Here is a 17,864-nt window from a genome sequence, read left to right as displayed (position 1 = left end):
AACCCTGCCTAGCGCAGGGTTTTCTTATGAGGATTATTTGGTTAATGCTATAAATTGGTTTTTTACTATCTTATTTTCAAATTTTCCGGAAAAGTGAGTTGTGATTGTTGTTGTGTTGGTATCTTTAATTCCTCTTGATGATACGCATAGATGGGCTGCATCAATCATTACTGCTATATCTTTTGAGTTTAAAGCTTCTTTTAATCCATCAGCAATTTGGTTTGTAAGTCGTTCTTGAATCTGAGGTCTTTTGGCGTAAAACTGTACCAATCTGTTTATTTTGGATAGTCCAATTACGGCTCCACTAGAAATATAAGCAATATGGACTTTTCCAATAATTGGAACAAAATGGTGTTCACAATAAGAGTAAAGAGTGATGTCTTTTTCGATTAGCATTTCGTCATATTGGTACTTGTTTTCAAAAAGGGTAATTATTGGTTTATTTTTAGGATTGATACCACTAAAAACTTCTTCAACATACATTTTAGCAACTCTCCTAAGCGTATTTTGTATGCTGTCATCAGTTAGATCGAGTCCGAGGATATGCATAATTTCTTTGAAATGATTTTGAATCAAATCTATTTTTTCATTGTCATTGAGTTCAAAAGCATCTTTACGAATTGGACTATGCAAATGATTTTTAATTAAAGGGCTTTTATCTATTTTATCTAAAGTTTTTTCTATTGACATTCTGTAGTTTTTTTTATTCTATTCATAACATTAAGAACCATTGCATCACAGTAAATTAAATTGAACTCATATAAATCGGTTTCAGTATATGATTTCTCAATTTGTTTTCGCAGCATTGTTTTTGCACGATTGAAACGTACTTTGACATTGTTTTCGCTTATACTTAATGATTGAGCCGTTTCAGCAACATTTAATCCTGCAATTTTTCTCAGAGAAAAAACCATTCTATAATCTAAAGGAATTTGAATTAAAGCATTCTCTATTACAAAATTCAACTCTTTAGTCATTATTACTTTATTTGTATCAGTATGTGAATTATCAGAAAACATAGGAATTGCTTTTTCATTGATTTCAGTTGAAATTTCATTTTTATAGCTTAACTTTTGTAGTTTTTTATAACAATTATTAATCATTATTCTAATAATCCAAGTTTTGAAAGAAGAGCGATTTTCAAATTTAGATAAATTAAGATAAGTATCAATAAACGTATCCTGCATCAAATCTTGGGTATCTTCGTGATTATAGTTATAACTTCTTCCTATTTTGTATAAATAAGGATTGTTTCTCCTTATAAGGATTTCGTATAAAGCTAATTCTCCTTCAAGAATTTTATTCACTAATTCGGTATCGGTATATTGATTCATTATTATTGTTTTTGAACCTATTAGAATTAATTCATATTAAACAAAAAATGGTTTCTATTTTATTGATAGAAACCATTTTTATTATTCTACAATTTTGGCAATTTTAGCAGTCGAAAATGCAGCAATAGCCATGACTAGATCGCGTACAGCTACATCCAAGTAATTACCACTGGCAATTAAAGTAAGCGCAATTAAAGTAAGCCAAGCTGCAACAATGTAAGATCCAATTTCTGTTTTTTTCAAAACAATAATACCCGCAATGATTTCGATTAAACCAACAATCATCATAAAAGTACCACTGTCAAAAGGGATTATAGCAGTTAAGGAAGGATTAATGTAGTTTTCCCAATTAGTCAAAATATTAGTAAACTTGTCTAATCCAGCAACTATGGGTACTATTCCAAAAGTAAATTTTAATAAATGATACGTTGGTTTAATAATTTGAATTTTGTTTGTGCTTTCCATTTTTTTTTCTTTTTAAAGTTTAGAATACAAATCTTTTTATATTACTTTAGAGTTTATGAAAGGCAAAAAGGTTACAAAATTTATGCTGATAATTCCATAATTTTTTTCCAAATACTTTTGTCAACTGGGATTCCTTCTTTCATATTCTTATTTCTGGTTGCAGCACTTCTTTCTCCAGGATAATAAATTTTGTCTCCCAGATTCATAGGTTCAACGTCATGTGTGTAATTAATAATTTCGTTAATAAGTCGTTCTTGTAGATTTTTATCATTAAAAACATCAGGGTAAATACAGAGGTATATTTGAGAAATTCCTGTTTCGTATTCATTTAAACTAATTTTATAAGTAGAATCACCTGCTGATAATAAAGTTGCCAACATATCCAAAATTATTGATAGCGCAGATCCTTTCCAATATCCAATGGGCAGTCCACGTTCGTTTGATAATATTTTTTCAGGATCATCAGAGAGTGTATCATTCTCATCCCACCCTCCAGGGTAAGGCAGTTTTTTACCTCGCAGTTTATAGTCGTTTATTTTTCCGAACGCAAATTGTGAAATGGACATATCTAACACAACATGCCCTTCTTTTCTTGGTATAGATACAATTAGTGGATTATTGCCAATCCGGCTATTTTTTCCTCCCCAAGGAGGCATATTGGGTTGTGTATTTGTGAAAAAAATAGAAATACAGTCTGAATCGGCAGCTTGTCTTCCGTATGTTCCACCTCTCATCCAATGATTGGTATTACGTAATGTCACCATTCCTATTCCATATTTTTTTGCTAATTCAACAGCTCTATTTGTACACTTTGTTGCATTGATAATTCCTGGTCCTGAATTACCATCCCATCGTTCTATACTACCGAAAGTTTCTTTTTTTTCTGCTTCAGCATCAATTTTAACGATTCCTTTTTCTACATATTCAATAAAAAGTGGAACTCTATTAATCCCATGAGAATTAACTCCTACTAATGTACTTTCCGTGTATTCATTAGCCATTAATAGGGCTTTTTTTTCTGTGAATTTATATTTTAAGAATAGTTTATACAGTACATCACACATTTTTTGATGTTCTATTCTAATCGTACTTTCGGTCATTTCTATAAGATTTAGTAATTGTTACTATTCGTTTTTGCTAATATAATTAATACTAAATAGTTAAGGTTTATAATATCAGCCAGATTTAGTTCTTTGACTAGTTAAATTCATTTTAGTCTTTAAAATTTTCATGTCCTCGCTAACCTTTCTATCCAAAACTTTTGCATAATGCTGGGTTGTTCTTAGATTTTTATGTCCGAGCATCTTACTTACGCTTTCAATTGGAACTCCATTGGTTAGCGTTACAGTGGTTGCAAATGTATGCCGGGCAATGTGAAAGGTTAGTTCTTTTTCTATCTCGCAAATAGTTGCTATTTCTTTTAAATAGGCATTCATTTTTTGATTAGATAGAATAGGGAGTAATTTGTTTTCATTTAAGCATTGTGGATGATTTTCGTATTTGTCAATAATCATTTGACTTACGGGCAAAATTGGAATTTTAGAAGCGGATTCTGTTTTTTGTCTATGAGTTGAAATCCATTTTTCGCCATCTATACCAAGCACAATATTAGATTTTGTTAAATTGAAAACATCAATATATGCAAGTCCTGTAAAACATGAAAAAATAAACATATCACGGACTAATTCTAAACGCTTTATTTTAAAATCTTTATTTAGTAATGAATCAATTTCATTTTCTGTTAAGTAGGTTCTTTCTTTTTCTTTTACTTTTCCTTTATAATTAAGAAACGGATCTTTTTCAATCCATCCATTAATATAACACTGCTTTACTATTTTGCCAAAGTTTCTAATGTACTTTATTGTTGAGTTGTTATTGCAATTTTTGATGTTTCTTAAGTAAAAATCAAAATCATTTATGAAAGCTATATCTATTTGTTTTATTGATATGTCACTTATAGAGTGTTGATGTTTTAAAAATTCTCTTGTGTGGCTTAGTGCAGTTTCATATTTCTTGTAAGTGTTAATTGAGAATTCTTTTCCAATTAAGTCTTTCATTCGTTTGTTATGGTCTTCAAAAATTAAAATCAGTTTACGTTGTTTTTCTTCAATACCTAAAAATTTATTTTTGAAAGTTTGAGCATTAATTTCCTGGTTGTTGTTTACCATCCATTTTTCTGTTTCATAGGCTTTGTTTTTTAAAATATCGAGGTAACTATTTAATAGTCTGTCTTTTTCCGAATTCCCTTTAATTTTGCCTGCTGTAACATTCCATTTTGATTTTTCTACAAACTTTGATGTGCTTAATTCAATTCGAGTGCCGTTAATTGTTATTCTTTGATAAATGGGAAGTAAGCCATTTTTTGAAGCTTTTGAACTTTTCACGTAGAAAAGTATTGACATTTTGTGTTTCATTTTGTGGTGACTTTATAGTTATTCAAATTAATTATTTACCCCTTAGTTGTCAAGATGTTCATCTTTTGAACTGCTTGCTATCACTGGCTTTAGAAGAAAATCGGTTACCCTAATTTTGCTTTTTTTGGGGTAACCGATTTTACCACCAATGATTTGAGATTTAATGGATAATTTGAATAGTACCAAAAACAAAAAAGCCTGTAAATCATACGATTTACAGGCTTTTGAATCAATTTGAATTTGTTTTAGTGGAGTCGCCGGGAATCGAACCCGGGTCCAAACAAGCAACTAAAGAGCTTTCTACACGCTTATTTCCTGATTGAATTTTCGATGCTAAGCAAGGCCAGAAACAGCCACTTAACACTTATCTTCTTAATATTCGAAAACCACCCGAAGCTCATGGAAATCTAGGTTTATTTTTACGGTTCCCCTGAACTGAACGCCACAAACCAAGGCTTTCAAGGAGAATCCAGCTTCCCTACCTTGTAGGGACGTGGCGCAATCGTACTATAATTCGGATTATGCAGCTAAAGCGTAGTTATTTTCGCCGTGTAAAAGTTCGAGATCTTATATTTACGAGCAAGGTCTCAATGCTCGACGTGCTTACTGTTCAATTCGACTTGCTGTCAAAACCAGTCGACCCCAGTTTTTTTGTACTCAAAAAATTGAGAGTGCAAATGTACAATTTTCTACTTGAATATTTGTATTCGAATACAATTGTTAAAGCAAAAATTATTCCTCTTTTTCGTCTTTACTCAGTTTGAATGGATAATCACCAAACAAAGGAGCTAATTTTTTAACCTGATAGGTTTTTGTTGTAAACTTGTTCGATAAAGCAATAATGGTAAGCTGTTCTTTTGGTAGAGTAATATAGGAAGAGGTGTTACCATGCCACCATCCGTTGTGGAAATAGAAATTTTGTCCTGTTTCCCAATTAATCATTCGTATGCCCAGGCCATAATTTTTTTGACCTTTATGTTCATTACTAAAAGGAGTATATACTAATTTTAGTAATTTGGGACTTAAAAAACCGGGATTGCTTCTGGCCATATCAAATTTTAATAAATCTCGTGGTGTAGAATAAATGTTTTTATCCCCATAAATCGCATCAAGATAATCTTTACCAATTTCGACTTTATTGCCTTTATACGAAGTAACTGCAGTATCTTTGTCTTTTTCATAGTCAAAAACATAGGTATGATTCATTCCTAATGGTTTAAAAATCATACGCTCCATGGCTTTTTTATAGCTAAGTCCTGTTGTTTTTTCTATAATTAGAGCCAAGACTGCATAATTAGTATTGCAATAGGCAAAACGGGTTCCTGTTCTGGATTCTAAACCAATATCTTTTGTAGCCATTAAATTTACAATGTCTTTATTAGACAAAATATCATGTCTATCCCAAACTCCGTCTTTTTTATCTGTAAAATAGGCGTAATTACGCATTCCGCTACGGTGATTTAAAAGCATTTTTACCGTTACTTCCGGAAAAGGAAAATTAGGTAAAATGGTATTTACTTTTTGGTCTAAACTAATTTTCTTAGCATCAATTAATTTTAAAACAGCCGATGCAGTTATAATTTTAGTTACTGATGCCAGATGAAGTGGAGTAGTAGCTGTAATAGGTCTTTCATCCCTAAAATTAGCCATTCCTTCGTATCTTTCAAAGATAATTTGACCGTTCTTTGCCACCAAAAAGCTGCCGTTCATACTGTTGTTAGGCCAGTTTTTATTATAAAAATGCTCGATGGCATTTCTTTTGGAGTTAATGTATTGTGCTGTTAATTTAGGTAATTTCTGAGTTGGAGGCTCCATGTGAGGGAGTGTGTCCTTAGGTAATTCGTTGTCAGAAAGTATTCCTTCTTTATTCTTTTGGTTACAAGAACTCAAAACCAAAATAAGCGAGAGTAATTGTAGTATATTTGTCTTTTTTATCAAAATCATTTTCATAGCGCTATAATGGCAAATATATAGAATCAAACGCTTTTGTTTTCTGTTTTTTTTAATGTTAACAGAATTTTTTGAAAGTTTTTAGGGAACTTTTTTCTATGTTTTTGGCTTTCAGCTTTTAATGTTTTTTGGTAAAACAGAAATAATTAAACAACTAAAAATCTTGTTTTTGGATGTAGTAAAATACTGTTTGAAAACCAGAAATGATAAGGAATATCGAAATATGAAATTTGGAATAATAAGAGAACGAAAAACTCCAGCTGACAAAAGAGTGGTTTTTTCACCCGATGCATTAGTAAAATTAAAAACATTGTATCCTGAAGTGATCGTTAAAGTGGAAAGTTCAGCTGTCAGAACTTTTAGCGATGCAGAATATCAAAGTTTAGGGCTTGAAGTAGCTGAGGATGTAAGTGATTGTGATGTTTTGTTTGGGGTTAAAGAAATTCCTGTGGAAGACTTGATCCCGAATAAGTCTTATTTCTTTTTTTCGCACACGATAAAAAAACAGCCACACAACAGAGCTTTGTTACAAGGACTATTAGCAAAAAATGTTGATTTTTATGACCATGAAACTATTGTCGATGCTAATAATCATCGTTTAATTGGTTTTGGATATTATGCTGGAATGGTGGGTGCTTATAACAGTATTCGTGCATTCGGATTAAAATTTGAATTATTCAAATTGCCTAAAGCCGAAACACTTTCCGGTAAAGAAGATTTAATTCGTCATTTAAAGAGAATCATTTTACCACCTATCAAGTTTGTGGTTACCGGAACCGGAAAAGTAGGCAGCGGTGTAAAAGAAATTTTAGACGCCATTAAAGTGAAATCGGTTACGGTGGAGAATTATTTGACTAAAAATTATACGCAGCCTGTTTATACTCAAATAGAAGCTTTAGAATACAACAAAAGAAAAGACGGAACAGTTTTAGAAATCGCTGATTTTTTTCAAAATCCACAGGATTATGAGAGTAATTTTGAGCGCTTTACAAGAGTGTCAGATATTGTAATTACAGCACATTTTTATGCGAATGGAGCACCTCAGATTTTGAGCAGAACAATGCTGCAATCTAATGATTGTAAAATTAAAGTAGTTGCCGATATTTCCTGTGATGTTAATGGACCAATTGCTTGCACCTTGCGTTCGTCAACTATCGAAGAACCTTATTATGGTTATTTACCAATAGAAAATAAGGAAGTAGATGTGTTTCATCCTGCGGCTATTGTAGTGATGGCGGTTGATAATTTGCCTTGTACATTGCCTAAAGACTCCAGTGAAGGTTTTGGTGCTATGTTTCTGGAGCATGTGATTCCTGCTTTTTTTAATGGAGATAAAGATGGGATTTTAGCTCGTGCAAAAATTACTGAAAAAGGTAAATTAACACCTAGGTTTAGTTATTTACAGGACTATGTTGAAGTTAGAAGTTAGAAGTTGGAAGTTGGAAGTTGGAAGTAAGTTTTATGCGTAAAAAAGTTTATCGAGCAAGTCTCATGACTTCCCACTTCCCACTTTAAACCATATCTTCTGGTTTTACCCAATTGTCAAAATCTTCCGCAGTTACATACCCCAAACGAATGGCTTCTTCTTTAAGAGTAGTTCCGTTTTTATGAGCCGTTTGTGCAATTTCGGCAGCTTTGTAATAGCCTATTTTAGTGTTTAACGCGGTAACTAACATCAACGAATTATCAACTAATTCTTTGATGCGTTTGTAATTTGGTTCAATGCCTTGAGCACAATGTTCATCAAACGAAACACAGGCATCGCCAAGCAATCGAGCCGATTGAAGAAAATTAGCAGCCATTAAAGGTTTAAAAACGTTCAATTCATAGTGACCTTGCATTCCGCCAACGCTAATGGCAACATCATTTCCCATGATTTGGGCGCAAACCATAGTCAAAGCTTCACATTGGGTTGGATTGACTTTTCCGGGCATGATGGATGAACCGGGTTCGTTTTCAGGAATCAGGATTTCTCCAATTCCAGAGCGTGGTCCCGAAGCCAGCATTCGAATATCATTGGCAATTTTATTTAATGAAACCGCCAGTTGTTTCAAAGCTCCATGCGATTCCACAATAGCATCGTGAGCCGCTAAAGCTTCAAATTTGTTTTGAGCACTTATAAAGGGTAATCCCGTGAATTGCGCAATGTATTCCGCCACTTTTACATCATAACCTTCGGGCGTATTTAATCCTGTTCCAACTGCTGTTCCGCCTAAAGCAATTTCGGATAAATGGGCTAAGGTGTTTTTTAGTGCTTTTAATCCATGATTTAATTGCGCCACATAACCTGAAAGTTCCTGTCCTAATGTCAGCGGAGTGGCATCCATTAAATGGGTACGACCTATTTTTATAACAGTAGCAAATTCTTTTGCTTTAGCATCTAATGTGTTTTTTAATTTTTCAATTCCCGGAATGGTGATGTCAATAATGGATTTATAAGCTGCAATGTGCATGGCAGTAGGGAAGGTGTCATTAGACGATTGGGATTTATTGACATCGTCATTGGCTTTGATAAATTGTTCTCCTTGACCAATTTCAAATCCTTGTAAAACTTGTGCTCTATTGGCAATCACTTCGTTTAGGTTCATGTTGCTTTGTGTTCCGGAACCTGTTTGCCAGATAACCAAAGGAAATTGGTCGTCCAGTTTTCCGGCAAGGATTTCATCGCAAACAGCCGCAATCGCATCCCGTTTTTCGATGGGTAAAACACCCAAATCACAATTGGTGTAAGCAGCCGCTTTTTTAAGATAAGCAAAACCATAGATAATTTCCAAAGGCATTGATGCCGATGTACCTATTTTGAAATTGTTTCGGGAACGCTCGGTTTGTGCGCCCCAGTATTTGTCGGCAGGTACTTGCACTTCGCCCATGGTATCTTTTTCTATTCGGTAGTTCATAATCATCTTTGATTTGAGTTCGATTTTTTGTTAGAAGATTTATGTTAAACTTTTTTAATTAACAAAAAGCTGTTTAAATGTACGCATAAATGTATTTTTATTAAAATTGATTGTCGTTTTTATTGCTAAGAAAAAAATTAACCGTTACATTTGTGGCTACATTCAAAATTCCGGAAAACATGTTTGAATTTTCACAGTATTTAGGCTTTTTACTTTTCTTAACCATCCTTACTATGGGATTTTGGTTAATGTTTTTCTTGGTTAGCTTCGTATCTTACTGGGTAGGAGGAGCAGCTTGGGAGAGATTCAAAGAAAAAAAAGCAAAAAAACAACAATCACTATAAATTTTTGATTGTTCATAAAAAAGGATTCGTGAAAACGAATCCTTTTTTTATATGACCACTTTTGAATTTTACCATTAAGACATTAATATAAAGGTTTATTAGATTTTCTTATATGGTCTTTAATAAACTTTATTTCAAAAAGCTTTTAAAATAACTTCAATGGCTTACTATGTTTAAAAAAGTTGATTTAATGTAAATAAAAAAGACCCGTTTTCACGAGTCTTTTTGTTATATTATCCAGGGAATTCACCGCCGCCTTCGCCGCCGCCATCTCCATTGTTTTTTGGCATGTTTTTATCTTTGTCTGTTTTCTTCATGTTCAAACGGTAAGTGAATGACAAATTAAATTGTCTTCTTCTCCATTGAAATTCGTTGTACGAAGTAACACTTGTTAAATCAGTTTCTGACATCATTTTTCTGGAATTAAAAAGATCGCTTACGTTGAATGCAATTGTTGCCTTATCTTTCAAAATATCTTTACTGAAAGCCATATTTACCACATAATTCCCTAAACTTTTACCCTGAGCAGTATTTCGAGGACTAAAATACATTCCTGTTAATTGCCAATCTACTTTGGCAGGAAGTGTTAAACGCGAACTTAATCTTGAAAACCATGAAAAAGCTTCGTTGTCCAGTGATTGAGTAACAGGATTTTCATTTATATCATAATAGGTATGTTCACCAGTTGTTTTAGCACTGGAAAGATTGAAACTACTGTTGATTTTCCAAATTTTAAATGGACTATAATTCAAAGTAAATTCGAAACCAATTTTTTGTTCTCTTCCTAAATTGATAGGAGTACTTAAAATTACAGGAGTTTCAGTTAATGTAGGATTGTCAATATCGTCATCAGTATTGTCAATCATTTCCTCTACAATATCACCGGTTGGAAAACGTACAAAAGAGAATACACTTTTAGTATTTTCAAAATAAATAGATGTATTCAAAGTTAGCTTTTCCCACTTTTTCAGATAACCTAAATCAAATTTATCAGTAAATGAAGGATCTAAGTCAGGGTTACCTCTAAATAAGTTAATGTTACTGGAATAGTTTGTTGCAGGGTTTAAGAAACGCCCTCTGGGTCTCGATAAACGTTTGCTATAGCTTAATGATACACTGCTTTCGTCTGATATTTCATAATTGATGAAAGCACTAGGGAATAAATTGTTGTATTTTTTAGTATTGAAACTGGTATCAGGCTCATCTAATAAATTGACATTGATTTTTGTGTCCTCCCAACGTAAACCAAATAAATAAGAGAATTTGTTTAATTTGAAACCATATTGAGCATAAAAGGCATTAATCTGTTCTTTATACTCTAAGGTGTTTGAAAGATAACTGTTCTCGTTACTGTCACTTGTGATGTTGTATTTGCTGTCCAGATTATTGAAATTTCCTTTATAACCGGCTTCAAACTGGCTTCCTTCTTTAAGAGGTAAAACATAATCAACTTGTAATTGTAGTTGATTTTGGTCTTCATTATTTTTTGTAATATCATATTTAGGAGCAGTAGTGCTATTTAATATTTCGTCGGTAATAAGGGAGTTTTCGTTGTCAGTATTAGTTGCATAGGAGAAGTCCATGGTTAATTTATGGCCTTCATCGTTAAAGTTTTTTAAGAAATTAGAAGCGAATTCGATATCTCTTCCGTTATCATTTCCTTCGCTTAAACGAGAACGTGTAGAAGTGAAATTTCTATTAGCATCAAAAGAATTAAAATAAACCATGTCATTGTTTGAACCTCTGTTTTCACGAAAACTAACAGAATTAGTCCAAAAAGTGTTAGGAGCAACCGTCCATTCAACACCTGTTTTAGAAGAGATTCCTTTTCTAAGACGTTCGGTATCTCTGGTTTCGTCAATGTATTTGCTAATAGCATCACTAGAATCAAAATAAGTAGAATTGGTTTTACCTGATCCTTCGCTGGTTCTATAATCGTATCCTGTAGAAGTAAAAAAGTTTAATTTTTCGGTTTTGTAATTCAAATTAGCACTTAATCCATAAGTTTCAGGAATACCTACAGAAGTGATAAAACTTCCGTTGAAGCCCAGATTTTTTCCTTTTTTCAAAATAATATTCAAGATACCAGCACCACCTTCGGCATCATAACGGGCTGATGGATTGGTAATAACTTCTACTTTGTCAATAGCATCAGCAGGAATTTGGCGTAAGGCATCGGCCATATTCAAAGCATTCGAAGGGCGACCGTCGATAAAAATACGTACGTTTTCGTTTCCTCTTAAACTTACATTTCCTTCAACATCTACCGTAACTGAAGGTACATTTTCCAGTACATCACTAACTGTTCCACCTTTTACAATCATGTCTTGACCTACGTTATAGACTTTTTTGTCTAATTTAATTTCGACAGTCGATTTTTCGGCACGAACCACTACTTCGTTCAGTTGCGCTACATCTTCAGCCAGTGCAATAGTTCCTAAATCAGTATTTTTTTCGATGTTACGTTGATTGAACTGAATGGATTTGAAAGAAATAAATTCAATTTTTATGTTGTAAATTCCTTTGGCGACTTCGATAGAAAAAACACCTTTAGCATTTGTAATTCCACCTGCAATAGGTTTTGAACTTTTGGTATCAGTAATAGTTACTGTAGCGTATTCTAAGGGTTGTTTTGTTGTTTTTTCAATTACAGTCCCTGATATTTTTACTTTTTCTTTTGCCTGATCTACTGTTGGATCGTCTATTTTAGCAAAACTGCTCAGGCAAGTAAAAAGCAATGTGAGACTTAAAAAGAATCTTAATGATTGTCGCATTTTTTTAGAATTTATGTTTGTGTTAGGAATCGATAAACGCAAATAGGTTTAAAAGCAATATGTTAAATAAATATTAAATTGATTATAAGTCCTGAAAAAAAGCTTCGATTTTATCGGCTTCTCGGGCTATGATGGCTTTGTTTCCTTTGATAATGATGGGTCTTTCGATTAAAATTGGATTTTCAACCATTACTTTGATTATGGCTTCATCAGTCATTTCCTGATTTTTAAAATGATCAATCCAAATTTTCTCTTTTTGACGCACTAATTCAATAGGTTTAAGGTTTAATTTTTCTATTAAAGCACTAAGCTCTTCATAATTAGGTGCTTCTTCAAGATATTTAATGATTTTATATTCCTGATTGGCATTATCTAAAAAAGCCAGACAATTTCTTGATTTTCCACAACGTGGGTTATGATATACTTCAATCATGAGTACTATTTTTTTAATTTAAAATAAAAAGGGTATTTTCGAAGAGGCAAAAATAGCTTTTGAAAGTTAAATAGGACTATATAAAATCATAAAATAGATGTTTATAGAACAAGGAATTCATTCGGGAAATAAATTTTGGAAATATTTATTGGGTTCGCTTTTTATTATTACGGCTTCTTTTGTAGGACAGCTTCCTTTATTATTGGCGGTTATTGGAAAAACAATTCTTAGCGGAGCGAGTTATCCGGAAACAAATGAGGGGGTGATGCGTTTTTTTGAGCCTAATCTTACTCTTTTTTTATTGTTAATTTCGTTTGTGTTTGCTTTTGGAGGAATCTATTTTGTTGTCAAATATTTGCATCGACAAACATTACTATCGGTAACCACTTCCAGAAAAAAAGTCGATTGGAGCAGAATTTGGTTTTCTTTCGGATTGTGGTCGGTATTTTCAATTGTAACAACATTAGTGTTTTATTTTTCGAATCCCAGTTTGTATGTTTTAGATTTTAAACCCATTCCTTTTGCTGTTTTGTTTATTATTGCGGTGGTATTAATTCCTGTTCAAACCAGTACCGAAGAGTATGTTTTTAGAGGTTATTTGATGCAGGGCTTTGCTAATTTGGCTCGAAATAAATGGTTTCCTTTATTGATGACTTCGGTTATTTTTGGAGGAATGCACTTTTTTAATCCCGAAGTTACCAAAGTAGGAAACATCATTTTTGTCTATTATATCGGGACGGGATTGTTTCTGGGAATCATTACTTTGATGGATGAAGGGATGGAATTAGCCTTAGGTTTTCATGCTGCCAATAATCTTATTGGCGCTTTGTTAATCACTTCAGATTGGTCGGCTTTTCAAACGCATTCTATTTTCAAAGATATCTCAGAACCTCAGGCGGGAGTAGATGTTATTTTGCCGGTAGTGCTGGTTTACCCTTTTCTTTTGTTTGTTTTTAGTAAAAAATACCAATGGAACAATTGGAAAGAAAAACTCACGGGTCGAATTGATGTAAACAAATAATTTATGAGAAAAGTTACTTATAGAAATATTCATAATTTTTTTAAATTCAACGGAGTTCATTTTGACAGTAATGGATTGCGGGTTGCAGCTTATTATCTGATAAAAGAAGGCAATGAGTATGAAAAATCCATAGGCGATTTTTTACTCGATTGGTTTGATGATAATCCCTATATCGATTTGCAGACTTCCGGAACTACGGGAACACCTAAAATTATTCGAAAAAACAAACAGGCTTTAGTTAATTCGGCTTTAGCCACAGGAGATTTTTTTAAATTAAAGCCAGGTGATACTGCTTTGTGTTGTTTACCGGTTCAGTTTATTGCCGGCAAAATGATGCTGGTTAGGAGTTTTATTTTAGGTTTGGAAATTGATTTTGTCGCTCCAAATACCAATCCCTTAGAAAATGTAAACAAAAAATATGATTTTGTTGCGATGGTTCCTTTGCAGGTTCAAAACTCGTTGAACGAATTGCATAAGGTTAAAAAACTCATTATTGGTGGTGCTAAGATGGCTAATTCTTTAGAAAATAAACTCTTAAATGTTAGCACTAAAGTTTATGAAACCTACGGAATGACCGAAACCATTACGCATATAGCCGCTAAGAAAATAGGGGAGCGGGCTTTTTCTATTTTGCCCAATGTAAGCATTTCTCAAAATGAAAATGATTGTTTGGTTATTGATGCGCCACAACTGAGCGATGAGCGTTTGATTACCAATGATTTGGTAGAACTAATTAACGATCATCAGTTTGTACTTTTAGGGCGTATTGATAATGTGGTGAATAGTGGTGGTGTCAAACTGATTCCTGAAAAAATAGAAGAAAAATTAGCCGATGCAATTGCGGCTCGTTTCTTTGTAGGGGGGATTCCTGATGCTGATTTAGGAGAAAAATTAGTTTTAGTTATCGAAGGTGAAAAACAAGTGCTTGATGACTCTATTTTTACAGTTTTGGATAAATACGAAAAACCCAAGGCAGTATTTTTTGTCCCGGAATTTGAAATAACCGAGAGCGGAAAAATCAAGCGAAAAGCCATTTTGAAGGCTTTAGAATAAATTATCCAAACGTCAGTTCGAGTGGGTTTTCAGAAAATGCGAACAGCTTTTTCGGATCCCGAAATTTCGGGAGTATCAAGAACCTTATAAAGATAAATTTCCGACGGCTGAATACAGTAATTATTTATGCTCTATAATTTCGTTATTCAGCTTGTCCACCTGCAATAAACCAATTTTTTTATTGACTATTTTGATAACACCTTCTTTCTTTAAACTTGAAAGAATACGTGTAACCTGTTCATCGGTAGTTCCGGCAAAATCGGCGATTTCTTTTCTTGAAAGATTGATATTTAGCAGGTTATTAGTGTGGCCGAATTTTTTAAGTAAGTACAATAAGATGTCGATAACTCTTTCGCGCACATTCATTTGGGCGATTTTTTTGACCCTGTTTTCACTTTTATTCAATTCTTCCGCATAAAAAAGCATCATGTCATAGGTAAATTCCGGAATCGATTTAAGAATGGAGTGCATCACATCATTACTGAAATTGCATAAAACAGTGTCTTCAATAGCCGAAGCAGCAACTAAATAACGGTTACTGGTTCCAAAACCCCTGAATCCTAATGTATCTCCATCAGTTGTGAGACGCACAATTTGTTCTTTTCCGTAAATACCTGTTTTTAGGACCTTTACTTTTCCTTTGTATATAAAATAAAGTCCTTGCATAGGAGCACCTTCAATCATGAATTGTTGTCCTTTTTTGCAGGTATAATTGGTTTTTTCTAAAACAAAATCCTGCATCTTTTCCAGATGCAAATGTTTTTTAATAAAACAATTGGCATTGATACAGCTAGTACAGTCGGTAGTAATTCCTCTCATTTGTTCTTTAATTGATGAGTTGAACTCAAGTTTGAATAAAACAAATGTAAAGTAAAAATAAGTATAAATACGTATTTTTAAATCGAAATTACTTAGATTAAAGCATTTTTTATGGATTTAGAAATTGAAGTACTGCTTTTTGCAGGAATCTTATTTTTTAGATTAAAAATCTATCAGATTCCTACTGTAGTTGTTTTTATTCGAATTCTTCATACATTTTTAGCAACTGATTTACCGTATTCCAGTTGCGGATTGTAGCAATAAGATTCAATCTTTTTTCGATATATTTTTGATCTAATCTGGTTTTTCCGGCTGAAACAGCATATTTAATGTAAATTCTGTTTTTGTCAATATGTACTTCATCAGGTTTTACAGCGCTCATTTTAAGGTCGTGAATTCGGTCTTTGTGTAATTCCATCGATACAAAAGCCACATAGAGTTTTTTAGTATCAACCTCTTTTTCTTTTAGAAAGAGATTGTTATTTAAACAGGATTCTAAATCGGCTTTATTGATTACCACTACAGGAACATCGTGACCAAAGGTTTTGAAGATTTCCTGTTTGATTTTGAAACCTACAGCGGCCGGATTTTCTTCTTCGGTTGTTACAAAAACATTTCCGGTTTGGATGTAAGTGGTTACGTTGGTGAATCCAATGTTTTCAAGCATTTTCTGCAAGGCATCCATTTTCATCATGTTGTGCCCGGAAACATTAATACCGCGAAGTAAAGCCAGATGTGTAGTCATAATTGAGTTATTGTAAAAGTAAATTAAGTTGCGCCATATCATCAAATAGCGGAATATTCATTTGCTGTAAAGCATCAAAATTAGCGTGATTGGTAAAACCAAAAACGTCAAAACCTCCTGTTAAAGCTGCCTGAACACCGGCAGGACTGTCTTCGATAATAACGCAATCTTTAACTTCAAATCCCATGGTTTTGGCTGCATGAAGATATAATTCGGGATTGGGTTTCCAACTATTAATGTCGTAAGCACTAAAAATATTCCCCTCAAATTTATCAATCAATTGGGTGGTGGTTAAATTGAGTCTTATTTTATCGGCCGGGCCATTTGAAGCTACCCCTATTGGAACGTTGATTTTTGCCAATAATTCATGAATTCCTTTTATGGGTTTCAAATGCTTTTTGAAGGAGTCAAAAGTGCGTGCCCTGAAATCTTCTTCAAAATCAGCTGGTAATTTTTTGTTAGCCAAATCAGCAATATAGTCAAAACAAAATTCAAGTGATTTTCCTAAAAACAATTGGTGTGCTTCGGTTTCATCAATGATTGCTCCATGTGATTTTGCCATGCTGACTAAGGTACCAATAGAAATAGCTTCGCTATCTACCAGTACGCCATCGCAATCAAAAATGATGCATTTGTATTTCATGTTTTTGTTGTTTTAAGCTAATTTAGAAATGTGAACACTAATAGCAACAATCTGTTTATATCAGTTACAGCAACCATACGATTTTTTTTTGCCACGAATCACACTATTTTGCACAAATATCAGTGATTTTAAAAATAAATTACACAAATTTTATCTGCCTTTGGCAGATTCGTGGAATATTATAACATTTAAATTTGTGTTATTTCGTGTAATTCGTGGCTGTTTTTTTATTTCTGAAGCTGCTACATCTGACTTGTAAAATCAGTCTTATCCGCGGACTATTTTTTTAACTCAAATTATAAAAGTTCCAATAATTCTAGCGGATGATTGATGATTGATTGGGCACCTTCGGTAACTAATTCTTCTTCTGGTCTGTAACCCCAAAGTACACCTACTGCATGCATATTGGCGTTTTTTGCCGTTTGCATATCAATACCTGAATCACCAACATAAAGGAATTCTTCTGCAGAAAAGCCTAAATCTTTGCTGATTTCAATTGCAGCTGCGGGATTTGGTTTTTTTGTTGCCTCACTCTTTAAACCCATTACAATTTCAAAATAATCAGGAAATAACGAAAGTCCAATTTTTTTGGTCAGCTCATCGGCTTTATTGGATAATACGGCTAATTTGATGTTTTTAGATTTTAACTCATCTAAAAGTTCTATAATTCCGTCGTAAGCTATGGTTTTATTGGTACAATTCTCGCGGTAGTTTGTCATCATGGCTTGAAAAGTACTTTCGATAGTTGCTTCGTCTTTATGGGTTTCGGGAAGTGCTTTGGTAACCAAATTTCTAAGTCCGCTGCCTATAAAATCATTAATGACTTCGTAACTATGAGTAGGGAAGTTGCGTTCCTGAAGCACCTTGTTAATCGAATCGGCGATGTCTATAAGTGAGTTTACGAGGGTTCCGTCTAAGTCGAACAGTACTGCTTTAAATTTCATTTTTGTATGTTGATATTGTGTAATAATT

At 33.2% G+C, this 17,864-nt stretch carries 16 protein-coding genes and 1 other RNA gene; 3 read left to right on the top strand and 14 right to left on the bottom strand.

The features are described 5' to 3' along the window. Window positions 1-33 precede the first annotated feature (33 nt). From folE to FDM27_RS13820, 7 genes are all read right to left on the bottom strand, one after another. Window positions 34-690: a GTP cyclohydrolase I FolE gene (gene folE, locus FDM27_RS13850; protein ID WP_140487357.1), complete on the bottom strand. Its 657-nt coding sequence runs from the start codon at window positions 688-690 to the stop codon at window positions 34-36. Further along, window positions 681-1,334 carry a sigma-70 family RNA polymerase sigma factor gene (locus tag FDM27_RS13845; protein ID WP_140487355.1) on the bottom strand — a complete coding sequence of 218 codons (654 nt, stop codon included), beginning with the start codon at window positions 1,332-1,334 and terminating at the stop codon, window positions 681-683. Before FDM27_RS13845 ends, folE begins: the two co-directional genes overlap by 10 nt. An 81-nt stretch (window positions 1,335-1,415) precedes the next feature. After that, complete coding sequence (locus tag FDM27_RS13840) at window positions 1,416-1,799, bottom strand: hypothetical protein (protein WP_140487353.1); 384 nt, start codon at window positions 1,797-1,799, stop codon at window positions 1,416-1,418. An 80-nt stretch (window positions 1,800-1,879) separates the two neighbouring features. Then, on the bottom strand, window positions 1,880-2,899 hold the full coding sequence (gene yiaK / locus FDM27_RS13835) for a 3-dehydro-L-gulonate 2-dehydrogenase (protein ID WP_140487351.1): 1,020 nt from the start codon (window positions 2,897-2,899) through the stop codon (window positions 1,880-1,882). A gap of 75 nt (window positions 2,900-2,974) precedes the next feature. Next, the gene (locus tag FDM27_RS13830) at window positions 2,975-4,213 is read right to left on the bottom strand and encodes a site-specific integrase (protein ID WP_140487349.1); all 1,239 of its coding nucleotides are present in this window, start codon (window positions 4,211-4,213) and stop codon (window positions 2,975-2,977) included. Window positions 4,214-4,459: 246 nt separating this feature from the next. Further along, window positions 4,460-4,857: a transfer-messenger RNA gene (gene ssrA / locus FDM27_RS13825) on the bottom strand. Window positions 4,858-4,945: 88 nt separating this feature from the next. Next, window positions 4,946-6,163 (bottom strand): serine hydrolase domain-containing protein, encoded by a 1,218-nt coding sequence (locus tag FDM27_RS13820; RefSeq protein ID WP_140487424.1) that lies wholly within the window; start codon window positions 6,161-6,163, stop codon window positions 4,946-4,948. 223 nt (window positions 6,164-6,386) lie between these two features. Here FDM27_RS13820 and FDM27_RS13815 point away from each other — a divergent pair, with 223 nt between their 5' ends. Further along, window positions 6,387-7,592 carry an NAD(P)-dependent oxidoreductase gene (locus tag FDM27_RS13815; RefSeq protein WP_140487423.1) on the top strand — a complete coding sequence of 402 codons (1,206 nt, stop codon included), beginning with the start codon at window positions 6,387-6,389 and terminating at the stop codon, window positions 7,590-7,592. Between the two features lie 82 nt (window positions 7,593-7,674). Here FDM27_RS13815 and fumC read toward each other — a convergent pair whose 3' ends face one another. The 3 genes from fumC to arsC form a co-directional block, all read right to left on the bottom strand. Next, complete coding sequence (gene fumC / locus FDM27_RS13810) at window positions 7,675-9,060, bottom strand: class II fumarate hydratase (RefSeq protein ID WP_140487347.1); 1,386 nt, start codon at window positions 9,058-9,060, stop codon at window positions 7,675-7,677. A gap of 577 nt (window positions 9,061-9,637) precedes the next feature. Then, on the bottom strand, window positions 9,638-12,178 hold the full coding sequence (locus FDM27_RS13805) for an outer membrane beta-barrel family protein (RefSeq protein ID WP_140487345.1): 2,541 nt from the start codon (window positions 12,176-12,178) through the stop codon (window positions 9,638-9,640). Between the two features lie 82 nt (window positions 12,179-12,260). After that, window positions 12,261-12,611 carry an arsenate reductase (glutaredoxin) gene (gene arsC, locus FDM27_RS13800; RefSeq protein ID WP_140487343.1) on the bottom strand — a complete coding sequence of 117 codons (351 nt, stop codon included), beginning with the start codon at window positions 12,609-12,611 and terminating at the stop codon, window positions 12,261-12,263. 97 nt (window positions 12,612-12,708) lie between these two features. Between arsC and FDM27_RS13795 the strand changes: the two genes are divergently transcribed. Together FDM27_RS13795 and FDM27_RS13790 are read left to right on the top strand one after the other, a co-directional pair. Beyond that, window positions 12,709-13,632, top strand: coding sequence for a CPBP family intramembrane glutamic endopeptidase (locus FDM27_RS13795; protein WP_140487341.1), 924 nt, complete (start codon window positions 12,709-12,711; stop codon window positions 13,630-13,632). A gap of 3 nt (window positions 13,633-13,635) precedes the next feature. Beyond that, complete coding sequence (locus FDM27_RS13790) at window positions 13,636-14,685, top strand: AMP-binding protein (RefSeq protein ID WP_140487340.1); 1,050 nt, start codon at window positions 13,636-13,638, stop codon at window positions 14,683-14,685. Between the two features lie 120 nt (window positions 14,686-14,805). On the opposite strand, the gene FDM27_RS13785 is transcribed toward FDM27_RS13790, so the two are convergent. The 4 genes from FDM27_RS13785 to FDM27_RS13770 all read right to left on the bottom strand — a co-directional run bounded on the left by FDM27_RS13785 (window position 14,806) and on the right by FDM27_RS13770 (window position 17,836). Continuing rightward, the gene (locus FDM27_RS13785) at window positions 14,806-15,504 is read right to left on the bottom strand and encodes a Crp/Fnr family transcriptional regulator (protein WP_071185515.1); all 699 of its coding nucleotides are present in this window, start codon (window positions 15,502-15,504) and stop codon (window positions 14,806-14,808) included. Between the two features lie 196 nt (window positions 15,505-15,700). After that, window positions 15,701-16,249, bottom strand: coding sequence for a DUF1697 domain-containing protein (locus FDM27_RS13780; protein ID WP_140487338.1), 549 nt, complete (start codon window positions 16,247-16,249; stop codon window positions 15,701-15,703). Window positions 16,250-16,256: 7 nt separating this feature from the next. Then, window positions 16,257-16,892: an HAD family hydrolase gene (locus FDM27_RS13775; RefSeq protein WP_140487336.1), complete on the bottom strand. Its 636-nt coding sequence runs from the start codon at window positions 16,890-16,892 to the stop codon at window positions 16,257-16,259. A gap of 296 nt (window positions 16,893-17,188) precedes the next feature. Continuing rightward, window positions 17,189-17,836, bottom strand: a complete 648-nt coding sequence (locus FDM27_RS13770) for an HAD family hydrolase (protein WP_140487334.1) — start codon at window positions 17,834-17,836, stop codon at window positions 17,189-17,191. Window positions 17,837-17,864 lie beyond the last annotated feature (28 nt).

The sequence above is a fragment of the Flavobacterium sp. GSA192 genome (assembly GCF_006386525.1).
In the GTDB taxonomy this organism is placed as follows: Bacteria; Bacteroidota; Bacteroidia; order Flavobacteriales; family Flavobacteriaceae; genus Flavobacterium; species Flavobacterium commune.
This window is presented reverse-complemented; position numbering and strand designations above follow the sequence as displayed.